Here is a 23803-nt window from a genome sequence, read left to right as displayed (position 1 = left end):
TATACACCCAGTCCTCATTCCGATGCCCGTACAGATGCGTCAACTCCACCGTCGCCTCCGCACAGTCCACACGTATCCGGCTGACCTCATCAGGCGACAACACACTGTTGACCACCGTCGCCACCGCCCCGTTGGCGAAACGCACCAGCGCCGCGGAGACATCCTCACTCTCCACGTCATGCACCAACCGCGCCGCCATCGCCCGAATCTCACTCCACTCACCCAGCAGATGCAGCAGCAGATCGAACTGATGGATCCCATGCCCCATCGTCGGACCACCACCCTCGGAGGCCCAACGCCCCCGCCACGGCACCTCGTAATACGCCGCATCCCGAAACCACGTCGTCTGGCAGTGCGCCACCAACGGGCGACCCAACTCACCACTCGCGATCAACTCACGAGCGTGCACCGCACCCGACCCGTACCGATGCTGGAAAACCACCGACGCGAACGCACCCGACGACTCCTCCGCCGCCACCACCGCGTCACACTCCGCCAACGACAACGTCAACGGCTTCTCACACAACACCCACGCCCCCGCCCCCAACGCCGCCACCGTCTGCTCACGATGCAACGAAGGCGGCGTCCCGATCAACACCAGGTCGGGGCGTTCGGCCGCCAACATCGCACCCACGTCCGCATAGCCGCGCACACCGTCGAAGCCCGCGGCGGCGGCCGCCTCGCGGAACGCGTCGAGCCGCTCGGGGGCGATGTCCACGGCCGCCGTCAGCTCGACCCGCTCGGCATGGGCCCGCAGCGCGGGCAGATGGCTCCCGCTGACGATGCCACCCGTGCCGACCACGGCCACGCGCGCACGGGATGAGGGAGGGGGCATGAGGGAAGCTCCTCGGGTGGGTAAGCGCTTGCTGACCCCTGGACCCTAAGCTCAGGTGATCGATCACACAAGGGCTTTATCCCGGTTTCACGCCCCGATGATCTTCCGGTGGGGCCGCCCTCTCATAGACTGACCGGCGGCCGACGGGGCCCGGGGACATCCGAAGGATGGACGGGGACGACGCGGAAGGGGCGGCGGACATGGCGAAGGAGTCGCTGCCGCGCCCGCGGACCGCGGGAAGGCCCCCGACCATCCACGAGGTCGCCAGGCTCGCCGGGGTGTCCCACCAGACCGTGTCCCGCTTCCTGCGCGACGACCCGACCATGCGCCCCGACACGACCCGCAGGGTGGCGCGGGCCGTCGCCGAGCTGGGGTACCGCCCCAACCTCGCGGCCAGGACGATGCGCACCCGCAGGTCGAACCGGATCGCCGTGATCCTTCCCCGCTCCACCGAGCGCATGCCCACGAGGATGCTCAGCGGTGCCGCCGCCGCGGCGCACGAGGCCGGATACCGGCTCGACGTCGTGAGCCTCGAGGGCGACGCCGCCGAGCGCGCCGCCCATCTCGAGTCCCTGCTCCAGCCGGAGAGCACCGACGGGATCCTGTCGTTCACGTCGCTCGGCACGAACGCCGGTGACCCCGCGCCGTCCGACTTCCCCGTGCCGATCGTCATCGACGGCGTGTACGACGACCAGATGCGCTCGCTCGGCGTGTTCGCGGACGCGTCGATGGCCGCCGACATGCTGCGGCACCTGGCGGACCTGGGCCACCGCCGCTTCATCCATGTCACGGGGCACCCCGACTGGGCCTCGGCGCGGGACCGGCGCGCGGTGTACGAGGCGACCATCGCCGAGCTCGGGCTCGAGTCGGTCGCGGTGGTCGAGGGTGACTGGAGCACCAAGTCGGGCTGGGACGCGGCGACCCGGGTCATCGCGGGCTCGGGGGCCACGGCCGTGTTCGCCGCGTCCGATCATGTCGCGTTCGGTGTGATCCTGGGGTTGCAGAGCCTGGGCATCCAGGTGCCGCGCGACGTCAGCGTGTTCGGCTGGGACGACGACGAGGTGGGCCGTTACTTCAGGCCGCGCCTGACCACCATCAGCGTCGACCGCGAGCGCCAGGGGCGGCAGGCCGTGCGGCAGTTGCTCGCCCTGCTACGCGGGGAGTCCTTGCAGGTCAGGCCGGTGGGAGCGGCGGACCTCAACCGGATCATCCTGCGCGACTCGACGGGCCCCGCGCCCCGGCCCACCGCCTGATCGCGCCCGCGGCGCACCACCCCGGCGGCGCCACCCCTCCGGGACATCTCCGCGAAACAACGGGTGCAAGGACCTTGTGTGAACGATCACTCGGCCCCTAGAGTCGCGCCACGCCGGCGCCGGCGTCTCGTGGGACGCGCTGCGCACGGTCCCTTCGCATGGAGAGGCGACTGAAGGTCATGTGCGTGAAACGAGCTCAACAGCGCCGCAGAGCGGACGCGCCAGGACGGCGTCATGAACGGTCGGGGCCACCACGGGACGCGGAGGGCTTCCGGTGAGCGCGCTCGGGGAGTTCAGGAACCTCAGCCGTTCGCGCTCCCGGCTCGACACGGCGGGGAAACAGGAGCGGTCGCGCGACAACAAGGCCGCCGCGTTCTTCCTGGCCCCCTGGGTGATCGGACTGCTCGGCATCACGGTCGGGCCGATGATCGCGTCGCTGTATCTGGCGTTCACGGACTACAACCTCTTGCAGGACCCGGAGTTCACGGGACTTGACAACATCAGGCGGATGTTGACGGACGACCGGCTCGCCCAGTCGCTCCAGGTCACGTTCACCTATGTCATCGTGTCGGTCCCGCTCCAGCTGGCCGTCGCGCTGGCCCTGGCGCTCGTGCTGGACCGGGGCATCCGGGGGCTCTCCCTCTACCGCTCGGTCCTCTATCTGCCCTCGCTGCTGGGCGCGAGCGTGGCGATCGCGGTGCTGTGGCGGCTGGTCTTCGGCACCGAGGGCCTGGTAAACGCATTCCTTGCCCTCTTCGGCGTGGAGGGCCCGGGGTGGGTGACCGATCCGGACACCGCGCTCGGCACGTTGGTCATCCTGCATGTGTGGACGTTCGGCGCGCCGATGGTCATCTTCCTCGCGGGCCTGCGGCAGATACCGCGCGAGCTGTACGAGGCCGCGGCGACCGACGGGGCGTCGAAGAAGCGGCAGCTGTTCTCCCTCACGCTGCCGCTGCTGAGCCCGATCATCTTCTTCAACCTCGTGCTCGGGCTGATCGGCAGCTTCCAGTCGTTCACCCAGGCGTACATCATCTCCAACGGCAGGGGCGGGCCGAGCGATTCGACGCTCTTCTTCTCGCTCTACCTCTATCAGGAGGGATTCGGCAGCTTCCGCATGGGCTATGCCTCGGCCCTCGCGTGGCTGCTGCTCATCATCATCGGAGCCTTCACGGCGCTGAACTTCTGGGCCTCCAAGTATTGGGTTTTCTACAATGACTGACGCTTATCCGACCACCAGGCGGCGACGCGTCGCCCGCGTGATCAAGCACGTCGGCCTGATCATCGTGTGCCTCCTGATGCTCTATCCGCTGCTGTGGATGGTGGCCAGCTCGCTGCGCCCGAACTCCGACATCTTCACCAGCTCGGGCCTGTTCATCGACACCTTCGACTTCGACCACTATCCGAACGGCTGGGACGCGCTGGCGTACCCGTTCAGCACATATCTGCTCAACTCGTTTCTGGTCGTGCTCGGTTCGGTGATCGGAAATCTCATCTCGTGCTCGATGGCGGCCTACGCGTTCGCGCGCCTCCGCTTCAGGATGCGAGGGTTCGCCTTTGTGGCCATGCTGGTCACGATCATGCTGCCGATCCATGTCCTGATCATTCCGCAGTATGTCTTCTACGCGCAGCTCGGCTGGATCAACACCTATCTCCCGCTCATCGTGCCGAAGTTCCTGGCGACGGACGCGTTCTTCATCTTCCTGATGGTGCAGTTCATCCGGGGCATTCCCCGGGAGCTGGACGAGGCGGCGCGGATCGACGGGGCGGGGCATCTGCGCATCTACGGGCAGATCATGCTGCCGCTCATGGTGCCCGCGCTCGCGACGACGGCGATCTTCACGTTCATCTGGACGTGGAACGACTTTTTCACGCAACTCATCTTCGTGACCAAGCCCGATCTCTACACGGTGCCCGTGGCGCTGCGTTCGTTCATCGACGCACAGACCCAGTCCGATTACGGCGCCATGTTCGCCATGAGCGTCGTGTCGCTGATCCCGGTGTTCCTGGTGTTCCTGTTCGGCCAGCGATTCCTGCTCCGCGGCATCGCCACCACAGGCGGCAAGTAGCAAGGGAGGATGACCATGAAACGTCATACGTCGCGCACGGTACGCGCGGGCGTCGCCGCCGCCACGGCCGGGGTGACCCTCGCCGCCTGCGGGGTGGGGGCCGATCCCGTCCTCCATCCCGAGCTGTCCGACGAGGACGTGACCATCAGCATGAACTGGTGGGGCGCGGACGCCAGGACGCAGCAGACGATCGAGGCGATCGAGCTGTTCGAGGAGGAGTACCCGAACATCGACGTCGAGCCGCAGTACGCCGACTGGACCGGCTACTGGGACCGGCTCGCGACCACGACCGCGGCCGGGGACATGCCCGACGTCTCGCAGTTCGACCAGATCTATCTCTCCTCCTACGCCGAGCGGGGCGCCCTGCTCGACCTCGCGACCGTGAACAACATCCTGGATGTCTCGGACCTTGACCCGAACGTCCTGGACACGGGCCGCGTGGACGGCGACCTGTACGCGGTGCCGACGGGCGCCACGACCAACGGCATCCTCATCAACACCACGCTCTTCGAGGAGTACGGCGTCGAGATCCCCGACACCACCTCGTGGACGTGGGAGGACTTCGAGCGCACGTCGATCGAGCTGAGCGAGGCGTCCGACGGCGAGGCGCACGGGCTGAGCCCGTTCGGGGGCGACTCCTTCTCGCTCACCGTGTGGGCCCGCCAGCACGGCGGGCAGGTCTTCGACGAGAACGGCGAGCTCGCCCTCGACCCCGAACTCCTGATCTCCTACTGGCAGCGCACGCTCGACTACATCGACAGCGGGGCCGCGCCCTCGGCGTCCGAGCTGAGCGAGACCCTGGGCCTGCCGCTCGACCAGAGCGGCCTGGTGACGGGCAGCACGGCCATGGGGTTCATCCCGGCCGGGCAGTTCATCGCCTACCAGTCGGCGGCGCCCGACTTCGACTACACCCTGGCCAACTGGCCGGTCGACGCCGACACGGAGGAGGGCTTCCAGTATCTGAAGCCCTCGATGTACTGGTCGGCGGCCTCCACGACCGAACACCCCGCCGAGGCCGCCCTGTTGATCGACTTCCTCTCCAACGACACGCGCGTGGCCGAGATCTTCGGCCTGGACCGGGGCGAGCCCGCCAACCCGGCGTTCTGGGACGCCGTGGAGCCGCTGCTCGACGAGGCGGGCAGGGAGTCGCTGGCCTTCACCGAGGCGATGAGCGAGGAGGTCGGCGACACTCCCCCGATCACCCCGAGCGGGGCCAGCGACATCGAGGTCCTGCTCAACCGCTACTACCAGGTGATCATCTTCGGGCAGTCATCGCCCGAGGAGGCGACGGAGGACTTCTTCAACGAGCTGGGCGACGCGATCAACGCCGCGAGCTGAGGGCGGCGGTGCCGCCAGGGCCTGACGCGTGGGCGGCCGCGGCACGGGGTGCTGCGGCCGCTGCCCGCGGGGTCGGCCGGGGACCGGCGCCCTCCCGCGTCCGCCCCTCGCGGGAATCCCGTTTGATCGTCCGCACCCGCCGGGGGAGGCTGGTGCCCTTCCCCCGGCAGGAGGCATCGCACCCATGGCCATCAGCCCCTCGCGCCACGGCGTCCAGGTCCCCGACGCGCTCGTCGCCGCGCACGCCACATACGCCGGGGAGCGCGGGCGGGCGTGGGCGGGCGCGCTGCCCGCGCTGGTCGACGCGCGCCTCGACGCGTGGCGGCTGCGGACGGACGGGCCCGCCGCGTGCGGGGCGGTCGCGCTCGTGGTGCCCGTGCTGCGGGCGGACGGAAGCCCGGCCGTGCTCAAGGTCCAGCCCGTCGACGACGAGACCGAGGGCGAGCCGACCGCCCTGCGCGCCTGGGGCGGCGACGGCGCCGTGCGCCTGATCGACCACGCCCCCGCAACGGGGTCCATGCTGCTCGAACGCCTCGACGCGCGCCGCTCGTTGGCCACCGTCGCCGATGACCTGGCCGCCCTGGAGACGCTCTCGGGGCTGCTCGCCCGGCTGACCTCGGCCCCCGCGCCCGAGGGGATGCGCCGCCTCGGCGATATCGCAGCCCGCATGCTGGAGCGCGTTCCGCCCGCGCTGGCCCGCGTCGCCGACCCGGAGCGCCGCCGCCTGCTCGACGCCTGTGCCGGCGCGCTCGCCGAGGTGCGCGGGGAGCCGGGCGACCGGCTGCTGCACTGGGACCTGCACTACGACAACGTCCTGGGCGCGCACCCGTCGGACCCCAGGGAGCCCTGGCTGGCGATCGACCCCAAGCCGCTCGCGGGCGACCCGGGGTTCGACCTGCTCCCCGCCCTGCACAACCGCTGGGACGACGTGGTCGCCACCGCGAGCGTGCGCCGGGCCGTTCTGCGGCGTTTCGACCTGATGACCGAGGTCGTCGGCCTCGACCGGGGGCGCGCGACGGCCTGGACGCTCGCCCGTGTGCTCCAGACCGCCCTGTGGGACCTCGAGAACGGCGACACCACCGCGCACAGCGTTCCGGACGTCGCCATCGCGGAGGCCCTGCTCGCCGAGCGATGAGAACGGCCGGTGGGAACGGCCGGTGGGAACGGGCAGCGAACGGGCAGCCGCGGCACGTCCTTTGGTCTAGACATGCCCATGCCATACCTCTAGGCTCTGCCCCCAGACGTGAGAGCGCTCTCGGTCTCCCTTGTTCCGCCCCCTCACAGGTAGAGCAGAGAAGGAGCACCCCCACCTTGACTTCCTCTCCCGCCTAAAGGCGGGGGGTTCCAGCGGTCGCCCGCTGGGTTTCCTGCTTCACCGACGACCGCCCTGTCCGGGAGGACTCCCGTTGAGGTCTTACACCGTCTCCACAGGCTGCTGCCGCCAGCCCGGCGGCCAGGATGGTGCGTGCCGCGTTCACATCACGGTCATGCGTGGTGCCGCACTCACACGTCCACACGCGGACGTTCAGCGGCAGTTTCCCGCGGACCGTGCCGCAGGCCCCGCACAGCTTCGAGCTGGGGAAGAAGCGGTCGATCACCACGAGTTCACGCCCGTACCAGGCGCACTTGTACTCCAGCATGGAACGCAGTTCCGTCCAGGCCGCGTCCGAGATGGCGCGCGCGAGACGCCCGTTCTTGAGCAGGTTGCGGACGGTGAGGTCCTCGATCACGACCGTTTGGTTCTCACGGACGAGCCGAGTGGTGAGCTTGTGGAGGAAGTCCCGGCGCCGGTCGGCGATCCGCGCATGGACACGGGCCACCTTCCGGCGGGCCTTCTCACGGTTGTTCGAGCCCTTCGCCTTGCGGGACAGCTGGCGCTGTGCGCGGGCCAGGCGGGCGCGGTCGCGGCGCTCGTGCCGGGGATTGGCGATCTTCTCCCCGGTGGACAGGGTCACCAGGGAGGTGATGCCCGCGTCGATACCGACCGCGTTCGTGGTCGCCGGGGCCGGGACCATGGTGTCCTCGCACAGCAGGGACACGAACCAGCGGCCCGCCGCGTCGCGGGAGACGGTCACGGTGGACGGCTCCGCCCCCTGGGGCAGTGGACGCGACCAGCGGATGTCCAGGGGCCCGCTCATCTTCGCGAGCGTCAACTCCCCGTCACGCCATGTGAAGGCGCTGCGGGTGTACTCGGCCGACGCGCGCGACTTCTTCCGGGACTTGTAGCGGGGGTATGTGGCGCGCTTGGCGAAGAAGTTGGTGAAGGCGGTCTGGAGATGCCTGAGGGCCTGCTGGAGCGGGACGCAGGACACCTCGCCCAGGAAGGCGAGCTCCTCGGTCTTCTTCCATCCGGTCAGCATCGCCGACGACTCCACGTAGGAGACCCGGCGCTGCTCGCCATACCAGGCGCGCGTGCGTTCCTGAAGCGCCTTGTTGTACACGAGACGGACGCAGCCGAACGTCCGCGACAGCTCCGCCGCCTGCTCGCTCGTGGGGTAGAAGCGGTACCTGAACGCCCGCTTGACCTGCCGCGCCATACCTCACACCCTATCAACCCCCATGTGACCCAAGGGTGTCGATCGGTGGCCGTAGACGCCGAATCGCCCCGGCGGCGATTCGCCTTCCCCTGCCCTGCTCCACAAGAGCTTCGTTTCCTCCCCGGCCCGAAGGCCGGAGCATCCACGAAGGAGACCAGATGAGACGCACCGCAGGCATTCGCCTGTCCCTGTCGGCGCTGCTGATCGCAGGCGCGCTGACCGGCACCGGCGCGGTCGCCGCCGAGCGCTCCTCGGCCGAACAGCCCGTCGCCGAGCCCGCGTTGGTCGACGCCCTCGAGCGCGACCTCGGCCTCTCCGAGGAGCAGGCCGTCGAACGCCTCGCCCAGGAGGCCGACGCCGTCGCCATCGAGGCGGACGCGAAGAGCGCGGCGGCCGAGGCGTTCGGCGGCAGCTGGTTCGACGCGGAGGCCGGGACCCTGGTCGTGGGCGTGACCGACCGCGAGTACGCCGAGCCCGTCCTGGCCACAGGGGCCGAGGTCGAGCTGGTCGACCACACCCAGGCGGCCCTCGACGCCACCCTGGTCGCGATCAACGACCTGGCCGGGCCCGAAGGGGCGCCCGAGGGCGTGAGCAGCTGGCACGTGGACCCGCTCGCCAACAGCGTGGTCGTCAACGTCGTCAGCGGCGCCGAGTCGGACGCCGAGGTCGCCGCGTTCCTCGCGGACGCGAAGGCGGAGGGCGCGGTCGAGGTCCGCTCCGTGGCCGGGGCCCCGCAGACCCTCGCCGCGGGCACGGTCGGCGGCGACCCCTACTACACGGGCAATGTGCGCTGTTCCATCGGCTTCTCGGTGCACGGCGGGTTTGTGACCGCGGGGCACTGCGGCGGGGGCGGCGCGGCGGTCTACGGCTGGGACCGCTCGCTGATCGGGCACTTCCAGGGCTCGTCGTTCCCCGGCAACGACTACGCGTATGTCAGCGTGGGGAACGGCTGGTGGACCGAGCCGGTCGTCCTGGGCTGGGGCACGGTCTCCGACGCGCTGGTGCGCGGCTCGAACGAGGCGCCCGTGGGCGCGTCGATCTGCCGCTCCGGCTCCACCACCGGGTGGCACTGCGGCACGCTGCTCGCCAAGAACGAGACCGTCAACTACAGCTCGGGCGAGGTCGTCTACCAGTTGACCAAGACGAGCGTCTGCGCCGAGGGCGGTGACTCGGGCGGCTCCTACATCAGCGGCGACCAGGCCCAGGGCGTGACCTCGGGCGGCTGGGGCAACTGCTCGAGCGGCGGCGAGACGTGGTACCAGCCGCTCAACGAGATCCTGTCCGTGTACGGGTTGACCCTGCACACGGCCTGACGCGCGGCACCGTGCGGAGCGGGTGGACCACCACGGGAAGGGGGTGGTCCACCCGCTCCGCCGTTCAGGCGCCGGGGGCGGCGGCGAACGGGCCGTGGGCGAAGGCGCGTTCGGCGAAGCGCTCGCCGATGCGGCGGTGGGTGGCCGCGTCGGGGTGCAGCTCGTCGGGGAGCGGCAGCTCGGCGGCGTCGGCCTCGCCGTAGAGGTCGCGCCCGTCGATGAGGTGGAGGTTCGGGTCATGGGCGGCCCGTTGCGCCACGATCCCGGCCAGCTCGTCGCGGATGACGCCCAACGTCAGCTTGCCGCCCGCCCGTTCGGCCGGGTCGCCGGTGGCCTTGAACCTGAGTCGGCCGGTGCCGAAGGACTCGGGGTCGGGGACGCTCGGCCCCGGCGTGTCCTCGTGGATGGGGCACAGGATGGGCGAGACGACCAGCAGGGGCGCGGTGGGGTGGCCCTCGCGGAGGGTGTCGAGGAAGCCGTGCACGGCGGGGGTGAAGGCGCGCAGCCGCATGAGATCGGTGTTGACCAGGTTGATGCCGATCTTGACGCTGACCAGGTCGGCCGGGGTGTCCCGCATGGCGCGCGCGGTGAACGGGTCGAGCAGGGCGCCGCCGCCGAAGCCGAGGTTGATCAGCTCGACGCCGCCGAGCGACGCGGCGAGCGCGGGCCATGTGCTGGTCGGGCCCGCGGCGTCGGAGCCGTGGCTGATCGAGCTGCCGTGGTGCAGCCACACCCGGCGGCCCGGGTCGGGCGTCGGCTCGACGGGGGCGTCGGTGCGCAGGGCGACGAGCCGGGTGGTCTCGTTGTGCGGCAGCCAGATCTCGACGTCCTTGGCCTCGCCCGGCAGGTCGGCGAAGCGGACGGTGCCGGGCGGGCCCTCGCGGTGCTCGGCGGTGCCGGTGGCCATGTCGATGGTCAGGGTGTCGCCGCCCGCGACGGATGACCGGCCGACCTGGCGGCCGTCGACGAGCAGCTCGTACACGCCGTCGGGGCGCGGTGGGGCGCCCACGTAGACGCGCTTGGTGGGCACCGTGTCCAGCTCGACGGCGGTGGCGCGGGTGCGGAACGCCAGGCGCACGCCCGAGGGTTGGGACTCGGCCATGGCCAGCTGGCCGTCGGCGTACTGGGCGCGGGCCCAGGCCGGGAGCCGGTGCGGCAGGAGGCCGCGCCCCGTGGGCTCGAGGTCGAGGGCGCCGCGCAGCAGGTCCGCGGTGACGGGGGTGGTGATCCAGGGGTGCTCGGGGTGGTGCTCGGTGCGCATGGGTCTCAACCTGTCGGGGGGAACGTTCGGGGGGTGCCGCCCGTCACGCGGCGGGCCAGCTCCGCAGCAGGGCGTCGAGGGCGTCGAGGATCCGCGTCCAGGTCTCCTCGCTGTCGGGGGCGCTGTGGTCGAAGCCGCCGCCGAGCTCGAGGCTGACGTAGCCGTGGAAGACGCTGCCGAGCAGCCGGACGGCGTGCGTCTGGTCGGGCTCGGTCAGGTCGTAGCCGCGCAGGATCGCGCGGGTCATGTGCGCGTGCCTGCCGCCCGCGCTGGCGGCGGCGGCCTCGGGGTCGAGCCGCAGCCTGGCGGCGGCGTAGCGGCCCGGGTGCTCGCGGGCGTAGTCGCGGTAGACGTTCGCCAGGGCGGCCAGGGCGTCCTTGCCCGCGCGCCCGGCCAGGGCGGCGGCGCCCCGGTCGGCCATCTCCTCCAGGGCGAGCAGGGCGATCCTCGTCCTGAGGTCCTGGGAGCTCTTGACGTGCGAGTACAGGCTGGCGACCTTGACGTCGAACCGCCGGGCGAGCGCCGAGACGGTCACCTGGTCGAACCCGACCTCGTCGGCCAGCTCCGCACCCGCCCTGGCCAGGCGTTCCGCGGTCAGCCCCACGCGCGCCATCACGGCTCTCCTCTCCGCGTTTCCTGGGGCCATTATGCAGCTACCTACAAGCTATAGGCAAATCCCAGGAACATTCAGGTTGGCGCCCGTCCCCAACGGCCCGGCCCGAACGGTCAGTTGGTGTCCGCGCGCCAGTACCCCAGGGCGTGCACGCGACGCCGGGGCAGGCCGACCTCCTTGCGCAGGAACGCCCCGAGCTCCCGTGTCGTGCGCGTGTCGCAGGCCACCCAGGCGTAGACGCGCTCGGGGTCGTCGACGAGCGCGGGCAGCGCCGCGCGCACCTCCTTCACCAACTGCCCGCCGCCGTCGATCCGTTCGACCAGGCGCAGCTCGTGCCGCTCGGCGTCCACGCGGAACGGCAGCTCCCGGTCCCCCGGGTCGGGCGCCTCGAACCAGATCGTGGCGTCGGCCTCGGGGAACGCGTCGAGCAGGGAGTTGACCCCGGGCAGCGACGCCGGGTCGCCGACCACGAGCAGGCGCGAGGGCTCGGGATCGGGCCGGTCGAAGCCCGTGCCCTGCACGGTGGTGTCCACCGTGGCGCCCGGCTCGGCGGCGCGGGCCCAGTCGCTCGCGGTGCCGTCGTGCAGCGCGAACTCGAGCGAGAACGTGCCCGCCCGGGGATCGGGGTCGACCAGCGTGTACGCGCGCTGGTGCGGCTTCCCTCCCCGGTCGAACCACAGGCGCGCCCACATCGTCGGATGCGGCGGAACGGCGGCGAGCAGGCCGCCGTCGGTCACGCGCAGCCTGCGGTACCGCTCGGTGACCGCCTCGACGCCGGTCACGGTCAGCGTGAAGTCCTTGCCGCGCATCAGCTTGAGCACGGCGCCTTCCCAGCCGTGGGCCATCAGGGCCTCCCCTTCTCGAAATCCTCACCGCGGCTCGACAGCTCGGTTGCTCGCCGACCGCATCCCCGCATAAGTTAGGCAAGCCTAACCTAATATCGGGTGGCCGAGTGAGAAGAGACCATGGGGGCTTCGTGACCGTCGACATCCACCGCGACCCGTGGGGCATCCCGCATGTGCGAGCCGGCAGCGCCGACCGCCTCGCCCATGCGCAGGGCCTCGCCGCCGCCCGCGACCGGGCCTGGCAGCTGGAGGTCGACCACCGCAGGCTGCGCGGCACCTCCGCCGCGTTCCTCGGCCCTCGCGCCGTCGGCTGGGACATCCTGGCGCGCCGGGCGCGCCTCGCGCAGACCGCCCGCCGCTGCTTCCTCGCCCTCGACGACGCGACCCGCGCCTGGGTCACCGCCTACACCGATGGCGTCAACGCCGCCCTGCCCCAAGCGGCGGGCGAGGCATCGGAGTTCGCCGACACCGGTGTCACGCCGGGGCGTTGGCAGCCCTGGGTGCCGCTGGGCATCTGGCTCTCCACCCACCTCCTCTTCACGGGCATGCCCGCCAAGCTGTGGCGCGCGGAGGTCGCCCACCGCCTCGGCCCCGGGGCCGTCGAGTGGTTCAGCGGTGGCGACATCGCCACCGCGGGCAGCAACGGCTGGCTGCTCACCGGCGAACACACCGCGTCCGGCGCCGCGTTGCTCGCCGGTGACCCGCACCGCTATGTCGAGGATCCCGGCTGCTACCAGCAAATACGGCTGGCCTGCCCGGAGTTCGACGTCATCGGCCTCGCGCTCCCCGGCGTCCCCGGCATCCCGCACTTCGGCCACACCGGCACGGTCGCCTGGGGCATCACCAACGCCATGGCCGACTACCAGGACCTCTACCGCGAGCGGCTGCGCCGCGGCGACGACGGCGTCGAGGCCCTGGGCCCCGACGGCTGGCGCCCGACCGAGCACGGCGTGGAGACCGTCGAGGTGGCGGGCGGCGACCCCGTGACGGTCGAGGTGATCGAGACCGAGCGCGGCCCCGTGATCATCGGCGGCCCCGACGACCCCGAGGCCATCAGCCTGCGCCATGTCCCCCGCGTCACCGGCGCGTTGGGCTTCGCGGCCCTCCCCCGCCTGCTGCGCGCCAGGACCGTCGCGGACGTCGACCGCGCCCTCGACGCGTGGGTCGAGCCGGTCAACGTCGTGCTGGCCGCCGACACCGAGGGCGGCACGCTGCACCGCGTCGCCGGGCGCGTCCCCGTGCGGCACCCTGACAACAGGCAACGCCCCGTGCCGGGTTGGGACCCGCGCCACGCGTGGCAGCCGCACGCGTACGAGCCGCTGGGCCGCGCCCCGGTGGACGGCCTCGCGGTGATGGCCAACGAGCGGGGCCTCGCCGCGCCGCTCGGCGTGGAGTTCCTGCCCGGCCACCAGCACCGCCGCATCGGGGAGTTGCTCGACGGCGCCACAGGGCTCAAGGCCCAGGACATGGAGGCCGTGCACGCCGACACCGTGGCGGGCGGCGCGGGCGCGCTGCTCGACGCGATGAACCGGCTGGCCGACCTGTCGCCCGAGGCCGCCGGGCTCCGCAAGCGGCTCATCGACTGGGACCGGCGCATGGACGCCGACTCGAAGGACGCCACCGCGTACGCCGCCGTGCGGGCCGCCTGTGTCCGCCTCCTGGGTGAACGGCCCCCGTTCACCGCGCTCGCCGACCTGGCGGACCAGGGGATCACCCCCGCGCACGGCGACCGCCCAGGGCCCGCCTGCCCCGAGGTGCTGCGCCCCTGGCTCGACCCGCTCCCCCGCATCGCGTTCGCCCTCACCACCCTGCTCACCCCCGGCACCGTCCCAGGCCTCGACCCCGACCCGGTGGTGCGCGCGGCCCTTGACGAGGTCGCCGCCACAGGCGACGAGCACCCGCCGTGGGGCGAACGCCACCGGCTGGCCGCCTGGCGGGCGCTGCCAGGACCCCCGTCGTTCGACATCGGCGGGCTCTCGGGCGACGCGGACTGCGTGCTGGCCACCGCGAGCGTCCCCGGCGTGACGGACGTCAGCGCGCGCGGGCCCGTCGCCCGCTATGTGTGGGACCTCGCCCGGCGCGCGGACAGCCGCTGGATCGTCCCGCTCGGCGCCCACGGCACCGCCGACCACCCGCACCATCACGACCAGGCGCCGCTGTGGCGCGCGGGCCGCCTCACCCCGGTGGTCCTCGACGAGGGGCGCCTCACCCATGAGGACTCGATCCCCGTCGGTGCCTCAACGGCCGTGCCACGCCCGCCCGTTCACCGCCGCACCGTCGAGGGCTTCGGCACGGTCACCGTCGTCCCCGTGGACCCCGTGGCCGACCTCGACCTGATCCACGGCTGGGTGAGCGACGAGCGCGCCACGTTCTGGGGGATGAGGGACGCGGGCCGCGAAGGCGTCCTGGAGATCTACGAGTTCCTCGACTCGCTCGACACCCACCACGCCTATCTCGTGCACCGCGACGGCGTGCCGGTGGCGCTCTTCCAGACCTACGACCCGGCCGCCGACGAGGTCGGCACCCACTATGACGTCCAGGAGGGCGACCTCGGCGTCCACCTCCTGATCGCGCCACCCCAGGGCCCGCTGCGCCGGGGTCTCACCACCGGGCTGATGCCGACGCTCGTCGCGTTCGTCCTGTCCGACCCGGCCGTGCGGCGCGTTGTCGCCGAGCCCGACACCCGGAACACCAAGGCCGTCGAACGTGCCCTGCGCACCGGCCTCGAGCTCGGCCCGGTCATCGAACTCCCCCACAAACGCGCCCAGTTGGCGTTTCTGACCCGCCCCGAAAAGGGGTGAGGACATGGCGACAACGCGCCCGGGTCGCGGCGCGCGACGGCGTTGACCTGACCGGATCCCGCCGTCCCATCGGTGAGATCCGCCACCATCGCGGCCCCGCCCCGACCTCCCCGGGGGCGGGGTCGAACCGCATTGCATTGCGGCAATTTTCGGCAAGCTCTTTCAATCTCCTGGTGTCGCTGTTACGTTCCCATGAGCCCGGCGCCGCGGTGGCCAACCCCCCTCACACCCCAGGGATGACATGAGCCAGCACCTCGCCGACCGTTCCCACCCGGTCAACGGCACCCCACAGAAGGCCCACCGCCCGTCGGAGTGGTGGCGTGACGCGGTCATCTACCAGGTCTACCCACGCTCGTTCGCCGATGGGAACGGCGACGGGATGGGCGACCTCGCGGGCATCCGCGCCCGGCTGCCCTACCTGGCCGAACTCGGTGTGGACGCCGTGTGGCTGAGCCCCTTCTACGCCTCACCCCAGGCCGACGCGGGCTACGACGTCGCCGACTACCGCGCCATCGACCCGATGTTCGGCGACCTCCACGACGCCGACGCCCTCATCCGCGACGCCCACCACCTGGGCCTGAAGGTCATCACCGACCTCGTCCCCAACCACTCGTCCGACCGCCACGAGTGGTTCCGGCGCGCCCTGCGCGAGGGCCCGGGCTCGCCCCTGCGCGAGCGCTACCACTTCCGCCCCGGACGCGGCGTGGACGGCGAACTCCCGCCCAACGACTGGGAGTCCATCTTCGGCGGCCCCGCCTGGACCCGCGTCGACGACCCCGAAGGCACCCCGGGCGAGTGGTACCTCCACCTCTTCGCCCCCGAACAGCCCGACCTCAACTGGGACAACCGCGCCGTCCACGACGAGTTCCGCTCCGTCCTGCGCTTCTGGCTCGACATGGGCGTCGACGGCTTCCGCATCGACGTCGCCCACGGCCTCGTCAAGGCCCCAGGACTCCCCGACATGGGCGACCCCGGCCAACTCCACCTGCTGGGCACCGATATCCAGCCGTTCTTCGACCAGGACGGCGTCCACGAGATCTACCGCTCGTGGCGCACCGTCCTCGACGAGTATCCGGGGCCCCGCATCGGCGTCGCCGAAGCCTGGACGGCCGACGAGCGGCGCACCGCGCGCTATGTGCGCCCCGACGAGCTGCACCAGGCGTTCAACTTCCACTATCTCCGCGCGCCTTGGGACGCCGCCGCGCTGCGCCGCGCCATCGACTCCTCGCTCGACTCGATGCGCCCGGTGGGCGCGCCCTCCACCTGGGTGCTGTCCAACCACGATGTCGTGCGCCACCGCACCCGCCTCGGCGGCGGCCTCGAACGCGCCCGCGCCGCAACGCTGTTGATGCTCGCCCTCCCCGGCTCCGCCTACCTCTACCAGGGCGAGGAGCTCGGCCTGCCCGAGGTCACCGACCTCCCCGACGAGGCCCGCCAGGACCCGGCGTTCTCCCGCCGCGGCGCCGACGGCGACGAGGGCCTGCGCGACGGCTGCCGCGTCCCCATCCCCTGGACCCCGCACGGCCCGTCCTACGGCTTCGGCGACGGCGGCAGCTGGCTGCCCCAACCCCCCACCTGGGCAACGCTCTCGGTCGCCCGCCAGACCGGCGACCCCGCCTCCACCCTCGAGCTCTACCGCGCGGCCCTCGCCGCCCGCGCGATCAACCCCGCGCTGGGCGCGGGCGATTCGGTCCGCTGGCTCGACGCGCCCGATGGCGTCCTCGCCTTCCGCCGCGACGCCCCGACCGGCGAGGCGGTGATCTGTGTCGCCAACACCGGTGGCGCCGCCGTGGACGTCGGCGACCTGCTGCCCGAGACCGCCTACAAGCTCCTGGCCAGCGGTCCAGGCGCCGACGGCACCGAGGTGCCGCCGGACAGCACGGTATGGTGGCAGGCGTGAGAGACGCTGGTGGGGTGCTGCCGCCGCCCGCCCGGCTGGCCGACATCGCGCAGCACGCCGGAGTCAGCGAGGCGACGGTGAGCCGCGTGCTCAACGGCAAGGCGGGCGTCGCCGCGGCCACCCGACAGAAGGTGCTCGCCGCCCTCGACGTCCTCGGCTACGAGCGCCCCACGCGGCTGCGGCAACGCAGCTCCGGCCTCATCGGGTTGGTGATCCCCGAGCTGACCAACCCGATATTCCCCGCGTTCGCCCAGGTCATCGAGCAGGTGCTCGTCCGCAGCGGCTACACGCCCGTGCTGTGCACCCAGAGCCCGGGCGGCGCGACCGAGGACGAGCTGGTGGAGCAGCTGGTCGACCGGGGCGTCACGGGCATCATCTTTCTCTCGGGGCTGCACGCCGACACCACGGCCGACCCCGAGCGCTATGCCCGACTCACCGGGCGCGGCGTGCCGTTCGTCCTCATCAACGGCTTCAACCCCGCGATCAAGGCGCCCTTCGTCTCCCCCGACGACGCCGCCGCGACGCGCAGGGCGGTGCAGCACCTCAGGGCGTTGGGCCACCGGGACATCGGACTCGCCGTCGGGCCGCACCGGTTCGTGCCGACGCAGCGCAAGGTCGCGGGGTTCCTCGATGAGACGGGCGGCCAAGGGGCCGTTCAGCACACGCTGTTCAGCGTCGAGGGCGGCCAGGCGGCGGCCGCCGCCCTGCTGGACGCGGGCTGCACGGGCATCGTCTGCGGCAGCGACATGATGGCCCTCGGTGCGGTAAGGGCCGTGCGGCAGCGGGGACTTGAGGTGCCGGACGACATCTCGGTGGTCGGGTACGACGACTCGCACCTGTTCGCGTTCACCGACCCGCCGCTCACCACCCTGCGCCAGCCCGTCCGCGCGATGACGAGCGCGGCCGTGAACTCCCTGCTCGAGGAGATCAGCGGGAACCTCGTCCAGCACACGGAGTTCGTCTTCCAGCCCGAGCTGGTCGTCAGGGGCTCCACCGCCACCCTGCGGGACACCCGTCTCCCCTGACGCCGCGCGCACACCCTCTTCACGGGAACGTCACCGTTCCACCCCTGGCCCATGCTGCAAGTCCTCTGTAACTTTCAGGACGAGCCGCAAGAACTTGCGATCACCTTGCGGAAACTCCTGGAGAGCCGTGGCGCGTCGGATCTCTCCCCCAGCGTGATCCAGGAGACCGCCGAGCCGGGCCTGTCTGCCGTGCGGCCCCCTGGCCACGTGATCCCCCCACGCCAGAACTCGGAAGAGGAGCAAGCTCCGTGCCCCACATCAGCAAACGACTCGGAATCGCCACGGCCGTCGCGGCCGCCCTGACCACCACCATGGTGGCCGTCCCCGCATCCGCCGAGCCCTCCACGTCGGCGGCGGCCGAGGGAGACGTCATCGCCAACCTCTGGGCGTGGAACTGGCGTTCGGTGGCCGCCGAGTGCACCGACGTGCTCGGCCCCGCGGGCTATGGCGCGGTCTGGGTCGCCCCACCGGCCGAGTCCTTCGCCCACCCCGACGGCGCCTGGTGGGACATCTACCAGCCGTACAGCTACGAGTTGAGCGGGCGCTTCGGCACCCAGGACGACTTCGCCGCCATGGCCGACGCGTGCAACGCCGCCGGGGTGAAGGTCTACACCGACGCCGTGATCAACCACACCGCCGCCCAGCCCGGCACCAGCTACGGCGGCACCCAGCTCACCGACAAGTACGCCCCGCCGATGTACGAACGGGCGGACTACAACGTCGACATCTGCAACCGGACCATCAGCAACTGGAACGACACCTGGGAGGTCCAGAACTGCGAGTTGCTCGGCCTGCCCGACCTCAAGACGGGCAACGCCGACGTTCAGGCGTCCATCGCCGGATACCTCAACTCCCAGATAGCGCTCGGCGTCTCGGGCTTCCGGGTGGACGCGGCCAAGCACATCCCCGCGGGCGACCTCGAGGCGATCGTGGGCCAACTCGACGCCACCGCCGACGGCTCGGCCCCGTTCGTCTTCCACGAGGTCTTCCCCGGCGCGACCCTGCAGCCCGACGAGTACTACGGCAGCGGGCGCGTCCTGGACTTCACCTACGCGGACCAGCTCAAGGCCGCGTTCCAGGGCGACATCGCCAGCCTGGCCGACTTCGGGCCCGGGCTGCTGCCCGCGGAGAACTCCGTCTCGTTCGTCACCAACCACGACACCGAACGCGACGGCCGCCACCTCACCTACCGCGACGGCGACACGGCCGTCCTCGCCAACGTCTTCCAGCTCGGCTGGAACCACTCCGCCCCCACCGTCTACGCCGGATTCGAGTTCGAGGGCCGCGACGACTCGCCGCCCGCCGACGGAAGCGGCTTTGTCACCGACACGGACTGCTCCAACGGCTGGTACTGCCTCAACCGCGACCCCCGCGTCACCGGCATGGTCGCCTGGCACAACGCGGTCGGCGGGGCCGAGGTGTCCGACGTGCAGTCGCCCCAGGGCAACGTCCTCGGCTTCGGCCGTGGGGCGAGCGGATTCGTCGCCATCAACAACGGCGCCGAGGCGGTGAGCGCGGAGTTCACCACGGCCGTGCCCGACGGGACGTACTGCAACGTCCTCGACGAGTGCGCCACCGAGGTGACCGTCGCGGGTGGCCGGGTGGCGATCGAGCTGCCCGCGAAGTCCGCTGTCGCGTTCCACGTGGGGTAGTTGACGGGCGGTCGACGGCGGGCGGCGGCTACTGGCTGGCCTTCCTCCCGCTCGCCGTCGGCCGACCACTGCTTTCGGGGTGGGTGGTCGGCGGCGGGCGTTCTGGGTGGGGCGGCTACTGGCTGGCCTTCCTCCCGCTCGCCGTCGGCCGACCACTGCTTTCGTGGTGGGTGCGGGTCAGAGCTTGGCACCTACGGGAGGGGGGGCGTCGGGTGACCGGCCGTCCCGGTCACCGGCAGGTCTCGCCGTTGGCCGGGGCCGTTCGCCGAACGGGCGCGGCCGCGCCCGTAGTTGGCGGCCGTTCTCCCGGTGGTCAGTTGCGGTAGCGCGCACCCTTCGGGCCTGCCCTGGCCGCCGCTCTCGTCGTTCACCGCGCGCACGTTGAGCTTATGGAGCGGGCCGGTCCGGGGCCGGGCGCGCGTCGTTCAGCGGGCCCACCGGGCTTTATGTCCCGCTTACGCGAGGACCGGGTCTCTTCTGAAACAGGGCACACTTTGTGTTGAACAGAACGTGCGCCGTTTCAAAAGAGCACCCGCCCCGGCATAAGCCGCGGATAAGCACCGGCCCGCTACCTCAGCTCAACGGACGCCAGGAATGAAAACGCTTCGGGCGGCCAGGGCAGGCCCGAAGGGTGCGCGCTACCCCAGCCGACCACGCAGAGGTCGGCCACTTTCAAGGCGGTATCCGCTGCGCCCGTTTGGCGAACGGTCCCAGCCAGCGACGAAACAGCCCGGTGACCGAGACGGCCGGTCACCCGAGGCCCCCTCCCCCGTAGGTGCCAGCTCTTACCCGCACCCACCACGAAAGCAGCACTCGGCGGACGGGGAACGGGAGGACGTCCAGCCCGTAGCCGCAAGCCCACCCACCAACCGACCACCCCAAAGACGCCCGCACCAAAGCCATCGCAAACCCTGTCGCAAGAACTTGCGAGCTGCTAGCTTGTAGCCCGCTCCCCGGTCGACCGAGGGTCGAACCCCGACCTACGCGCCCGGCCGACCGGGGAGGTTCCGCGCGCCCACGCACGCCCCCGCGCAGCAGACGCGCCACCCACGCCAGTGATGTTCTCCCTGGCCACGCACGCAAAGCCCCACCGCCGCCCCGCCTCACCCCCCCACGCGAGACGCGCACAGCGCGCACAGCGCACAGCCCGCGCAGCGCAAGGGCTTCACGCCACCCACGATCGGCGGTACCCTCCCCTCGCCGCAACTTCTTCCACAAGAACTTGCAGCCCCTTCGCCGGAGTTGAGGCGCGCAGCACGGCTTGCCATCCCCCACCGCCCCTCGCGGTGACACCTGAGGAGAGCCGTACCACCGATGAGATCCTGGCTGAGAAAACATCCCCTCCTGGGGCGGTTCTGGCCCGCCCTGGGCCTGATCGCCGCCCTGCTCGCGTCCAGCGCCCCCGCGTCCGGGGCCCCGGCGGACGAGCCGACGGCCGAGGTGGCCAACAACGCCACCGTCTTCTACCACACCGGGACCAGGGACTGGTCCGCCTACTACCTGCACTACGCGCCGACCGGCGGCGCGTGGACGACCGTGCCAGGCGTCGCGATGGAGGCGGCCTGCGACGGCTGGGTCAAGCGCGCCGTCGACCTGGGTGACGCGACGGGTTTCCAGGCGACGTTCACCGATGGCTCGGGCACCTGGGACAACAACGACGGCGCCAACTACCAGCTGGGCGCCGGGCCGATCGCGGTGCGGGACGGTCAGGTCTCCGTGTCCGACCCCTGCGGCGCCGCCCCGGACCCCGACCCCAACCCCGACCCCGACCAGAACCAGGCGCGGATCTACTTCTCCACCGCCACCCTCGGCTGGCGCACCGTCAACCTGCACTACCGCCCCGACGGCGGCTCCTGGACCGCGGTGCCCGGCGTGGGCATGACCGAGGCGTGCCCCGGCTGGGTCACCCGCACCGTGGACCTGGGCGCGGCGACGGAGTTGACGGCGGCGTTCAACAACGGGTCGGGCACCTGGGACAACAACAACGGCGCCGACTACCGCATCGGCACGGGGCTGACCACGGTCGCGGACCGGCGGGTGGTGCCCGACGCGACCGACCCGTGCGCGGGCCACGAGCCGGACACCGAGGCCCCGACGACCCCCACAGGCCTCACCGCCGAGGTCAACGGCGTGGGCGTCGTGGTGAAGTGGGACGCTTCGACGGACAACGTGGGCGTGACGGGATACCAGGTCACCCTCGCGGGCGGCCCCGGTGGCACGGCCGTCGCGGACACCACGTCGACGGTGTGGTCCAGGTCAGGGCTCGAGCCGCGCACCGACTACGCGTTCAGCGTGCGGGCCAGGGACGCGGCCGGGAACCTCTCGGCGCCGACCGCCCCGGTGGAGGTCACCACGGGCGAGGCGCCCCCGGCCCCCGCCGCGGGGGAGCCGATCGGGACCGATCCCCGCGAGGACCCGATCTACTTCGTGCTCACGGCGCGCTTCTTCGACGGCGACAGCTCCAACAACCGGGGCGGCTCCCAGCACGAGCGGTCGGGGAACGCGAGCTATGACGACCCCATGTTCCGCGGGGACTTCAAGGGGCTGGTCGAGAAGCTCGACTACATCAAGGCGCTCGGCTTCTCGGCCGTCTGGATCACCCCGGTGGTCCTCAACCGGTCCGACTACGACTACCACGGGTACCACGGCTGGGACTTCTACCGGGTCGACCCCCGCCTGGAGTCCACGGGCGCCACATACCAGGACCTGATCAACGCCGCCCATGCCATGGACATGAAGATCTACCAGGACGTGGTCTACAACCACAGCTCCCGATGGGGCGCCAACGGCCTGTATACGCCGACCGTTTACGGCGTCCAGGACGAGCAGTGGGACTGGTACTACGACACCCCGGAGGCGGGCCGGGAGTACGACCCGCTGGAGGAGGACGCGGAAGGGCGCCCGTACAACGGCGACCTGTGGTCGACCGATGAGCCGACCGGCAACACCTGCGTCAACTGGGGGCAGCCGACCGGGTCGACAAGCCCCGAGGGCTACCGCATCTACCACTGCCAGTGGCCGAGCCCCACCTCGGGGATGTTCCCGGAGGAGTACTACCACCAGTGCTGGATCGGCAACTGGGAGGGCGAGGACTCGCGGAGCTGCTGGCTGCACGACGACCTGGCCGATCTCAACACCGAGAACGCGGAGGTGCAGGACCACCTGATCAACGCCTACAACCGCTTCATCGACATGGGCGTGGACGGCTTCAGGGTCGACACGGCGGTTCACATCCCCCGGATCATGTGGACGCGGCATTTCCTGCCCGCCATCCACGAGCGCGTCGAGGAGCGTTTCGGCGCCGAGAAGGCCGAGAACTTCTTCGTCTTCGGCGAGGTCGCGGCGTTCGTGAACGACAAGTGGAACCGGGGCTCGGTCAACCACTCCGCGCAGTTCTTCACGTGGCAGCCGCGCCAGGAGTACAGCGCGGACGACGCCGAGGCCGTCCTCGAGGAGTACGAGCACGAGAACGGCCTGGGCACCGGCGGCCAGCCGACCTCGGACAACGCGTTCCTCGACGGCAACGCCTACCACGCCCCCGACCGCGGCCGGTTCTCGGGCATGAACATCATCGACATGCGCATGCACATGAACTTCGGCGACGCGGCGAACGCCTTCCACAACGGCAGGGACTCCGACGACTCGGTCAACGACGCGACCTACAACGTCGTCTACGTCGACAGCCACGACTACGGGCCGAACAAGAGCAGCACGCGCTACGCGGGCGGCACCGACGCGTGGGCCGAGAACATGGCGCTCATGTGGACGTTCCGCGGCATTCCCACCCTCTACTACGGATCGGAGATCGAGTTCCAGGCCGGGCAGCGGATCGACTGCGGGCCGACGTGCCCCCTGGCCACCACGGGCCGCGCCTACTACGGCGACCATGTCGAGGGCGAGGTCACCGCGGGCGACTTCGGCGAGGTGGAGAGCGCGAGCGGGGCGGTGGCCGAGACGCTCGAGCAGCCGCTGGTGCGACACGTGCAGCGCCTCAACCAGATCCGCCACGCCATCCCCGCGCTCCAGAAGGGCCAGTACTCGACCGAGGGCGTCGACGGGCACATGGCGTTCAAGCGCCGCTACACCGACACCGCCGCGGGCGTGGACAGCATGGCCCTGGTCACGGTGACACACGCGGCGACGTTCACCGGCGTCCCCAACGGCACATGGACCGACGCCGTCACCGGCGACACCGTCCAGGTCACGAACGGCACCCTCGCGGTCGACGCCCCGGGACAGGGCAACCTCCGCGCCTATGTCCTCGACACCGAGCTCACCCCGGCCCCCGGCGTGATCGGCGCCGCGGGCCCCTATCTCCACTGACCGCGTCTCCACCGACCGCCGAAGGCGGGCCGCCCGACCCC

16 protein-coding genes are annotated in these 23803 nt (G+C 71.3%); 11 read left to right on the top strand and 5 right to left on the bottom strand.

Annotated features, from left to right (window positions below; all coding sequences use genetic code 11):
- Window positions 1–835: Gfo/Idh/MocA family protein (locus D7318_RS21745; RefSeq protein WP_147437771.1), on the bottom strand; the 835-nt coding region annotated here is incomplete at its 3' end.
- Window positions 836–1002: 167 nt separating this feature from the next.
- Between D7318_RS21745 and D7318_RS21740 the strand changes: the two genes are divergently transcribed.
- The 5 genes from D7318_RS21740 (at window position 1003) to D7318_RS21720 (ending at window position 6627) form a co-directional block, all read left to right on the top strand.
- Window positions 1003–2088, top strand: coding sequence for a LacI family DNA-binding transcriptional regulator (locus D7318_RS21740; RefSeq protein ID WP_220729735.1), 1086 nt, complete (start codon window positions 1003–1005; stop codon window positions 2086–2088).
- A 274-nt stretch (window positions 2089–2362) separates the two neighbouring features.
- Window positions 2363–3307: a carbohydrate ABC transporter permease gene (locus D7318_RS21735; protein ID WP_120698825.1), complete on the top strand. Its 945-nt coding sequence runs from the start codon at window positions 2363–2365 to the stop codon at window positions 3305–3307.
- Window positions 3300–4154 carry a carbohydrate ABC transporter permease gene (locus tag D7318_RS21730; RefSeq protein WP_120698824.1) on the top strand — a complete coding sequence of 285 codons (855 nt, stop codon included), beginning with the start codon at window positions 3300–3302 and terminating at the stop codon, window positions 4152–4154. Before D7318_RS21735 ends, D7318_RS21730 begins: the two co-directional genes overlap by 8 nt.
- Window positions 4155–4169: 15 nt before the next feature.
- Window positions 4170–5492, top strand: a complete 1323-nt coding sequence (locus tag D7318_RS21725) for an ABC transporter substrate-binding protein (protein WP_183091558.1) — start codon at window positions 4170–4172, stop codon at window positions 5490–5492.
- Between the two features lie 184 nt (window positions 5493–5676).
- Complete coding sequence (locus D7318_RS21720; protein WP_408055520.1) at window positions 5677–6627, top strand: aminoglycoside phosphotransferase family protein; 951 nt, start codon at window positions 5677–5679, stop codon at window positions 6625–6627.
- Window positions 6628–6820: 193 nt separating this feature from the next.
- On the opposite strand, the gene D7318_RS21715 is transcribed toward D7318_RS21720, so the two are convergent.
- On the bottom strand, window positions 6821–8029 hold the full coding sequence (locus D7318_RS21715; RefSeq protein WP_120698822.1) for an RNA-guided endonuclease InsQ/TnpB family protein: 1209 nt from the start codon (window positions 8027–8029) through the stop codon (window positions 6821–6823).
- 158 nt (window positions 8030–8187) lie between these two features.
- Between D7318_RS21715 and D7318_RS21710 the strand changes: the two genes are divergently transcribed.
- Entirely contained in the window at window positions 8188–9342 is a 1155-nt protein-coding gene (locus D7318_RS21710) for a S1 family peptidase (protein WP_120698820.1), read from the top strand.
- A gap of 64 nt (window positions 9343–9406) precedes the next feature.
- Here the strand turns inward: D7318_RS21710 and D7318_RS21705 are convergent, their stop codons facing one another.
- The 3 genes from D7318_RS21705 to D7318_RS21695 form a co-directional block, all read right to left on the bottom strand.
- Entirely contained in the window at window positions 9407–10603 is a 1197-nt protein-coding gene (locus tag D7318_RS21705) for a GDSL-type esterase/lipase family protein (RefSeq protein ID WP_120698818.1), read from the bottom strand.
- A 43-nt stretch (window positions 10604–10646) separates the two neighbouring features.
- A complete protein-coding gene (locus D7318_RS21700) occupies window positions 10647–11216 on the bottom strand; it encodes a TetR/AcrR family transcriptional regulator (protein ID WP_120698817.1) in 570 nt (189 codons plus the stop codon).
- A gap of 113 nt (window positions 11217–11329) precedes the next feature.
- On the bottom strand, window positions 11330–12061 hold the full coding sequence (locus D7318_RS21695) for a siderophore-interacting protein (protein WP_120698815.1): 732 nt from the start codon (window positions 12059–12061) through the stop codon (window positions 11330–11332).
- Between the two features lie 131 nt (window positions 12062–12192).
- On the opposite strand from D7318_RS21695, the gene D7318_RS21690 reads away from it, so the two are divergent.
- The 5 genes from D7318_RS21690 (at window position 12193) to D7318_RS21670 (ending at window position 23762) form a co-directional block, all read left to right on the top strand.
- Window positions 12193–14862, top strand: coding sequence for a GNAT family N-acetyltransferase (locus tag D7318_RS21690; protein ID WP_120698814.1), 2670 nt, complete (start codon window positions 12193–12195; stop codon window positions 14860–14862).
- Window positions 14863–15103: 241 nt separating this feature from the next.
- On the top strand, window positions 15104–16762 hold the full coding sequence (locus tag D7318_RS21685; protein WP_120698813.1) for a glycoside hydrolase family 13 protein: 1659 nt from the start codon (window positions 15104–15106) through the stop codon (window positions 16760–16762).
- Window positions 16747–17787, top strand: coding sequence for a LacI family DNA-binding transcriptional regulator (locus D7318_RS21680; RefSeq protein WP_120698811.1), 1041 nt, complete (start codon window positions 16747–16749; stop codon window positions 17785–17787). Before D7318_RS21685 ends, D7318_RS21680 begins: the two co-directional genes overlap by 16 nt.
- 248 nt (window positions 17788–18035) lie before the next feature.
- Window positions 18036–19439 carry an alpha-amylase gene (locus D7318_RS21675; protein ID WP_230423947.1) on the top strand — a complete coding sequence of 468 codons (1404 nt, stop codon included), beginning with the start codon at window positions 18036–18038 and terminating at the stop codon, window positions 19437–19439.
- Between the two features lie 1314 nt (window positions 19440–20753).
- Window positions 20754–23762 carry a carbohydrate binding domain-containing protein gene (locus tag D7318_RS21670; protein WP_120698810.1) on the top strand — a complete coding sequence of 1003 codons (3009 nt, stop codon included), beginning with the start codon at window positions 20754–20756 and terminating at the stop codon, window positions 23760–23762.
- The last annotated feature ends 41 nt before the right edge of the window (window positions 23763–23803 follow it).

It is taken from the genome of Streptomyces radicis, from assembly GCF_003626575.1.
GTDB classification, from domain to species: Bacteria; Actinomycetota; Actinomycetes; order Streptomycetales; family Streptomycetaceae; genus Streptomyces; species Streptomyces radicis.
The sequence above is the reverse complement of the archived record's forward strand: the minus strand, read 5'-3'. Positions and strand labels throughout refer to the sequence as shown.

What these genes read in the sequence shown, in the direction of transcription:
- D7318_RS21700 (WP_120698817.1), bottom strand. Translation starts at nt 11,216, where the DNA reads ATGGCGCGCGTGGGGCTGACCGCGGAACGCCTGGCCAGGGCGGGTGCG.
- D7318_RS21710 (WP_120698820.1), top strand. Translation starts at nt 8,188, where the DNA reads ATGAGACGCACCGCAGGCATTCGCCTGTCCCTGTCGGCGCTGCTGATC.
- D7318_RS21725 (WP_183091558.1), top strand. Translation starts at nt 4,170, where the DNA reads ATGAAACGTCATACGTCGCGCACGGTACGCGCGGGCGTCGCCGCCGCC.
- D7318_RS21720 (WP_408055520.1), top strand. Translation starts at nt 5,677, where the DNA reads ATGGCCATCAGCCCCTCGCGCCACGGCGTCCAGGTCCCCGACGCGCTC.
- D7318_RS21715 (WP_120698822.1), bottom strand. Translation starts at nt 8,029, where the DNA reads ATGGCGCGGCAGGTCAAGCGGGCGTTCAGGTACCGCTTCTACCCCACG.
- D7318_RS21740 (WP_220729735.1), top strand. Translation starts at nt 1,003, where the DNA reads ATGGACGGGGACGACGCGGAAGGGGCGGCGGACATGGCGAAGGAGTCG.
- D7318_RS21685 (WP_120698813.1), top strand. Translation starts at nt 15,104, where the DNA reads ATGAGCCAGCACCTCGCCGACCGTTCCCACCCGGTCAACGGCACCCCA.
- D7318_RS21730 (WP_120698824.1), top strand. Translation starts at nt 3,300, where the DNA reads ATGACTGACGCTTATCCGACCACCAGGCGGCGACGCGTCGCCCGCGTG.
- D7318_RS21670 (WP_120698810.1), top strand. Translation starts at nt 20,754, where the DNA reads ATGAGATCCTGGCTGAGAAAACATCCCCTCCTGGGGCGGTTCTGGCCC.
- D7318_RS21705 (WP_120698818.1), bottom strand. Translation starts at nt 10,603, where the DNA reads ATGCGCACCGAGCACCACCCCGAGCACCCCTGGATCACCACCCCCGTC.
- D7318_RS21695 (WP_120698815.1), bottom strand. Translation starts at nt 12,061, where the DNA reads ATGGCCCACGGCTGGGAAGGCGCCGTGCTCAAGCTGATGCGCGGCAAG.
- D7318_RS21680 (WP_120698811.1), top strand. Translation starts at nt 16,747, where the DNA reads ATGGTGGCAGGCGTGAGAGACGCTGGTGGGGTGCTGCCGCCGCCCGCC.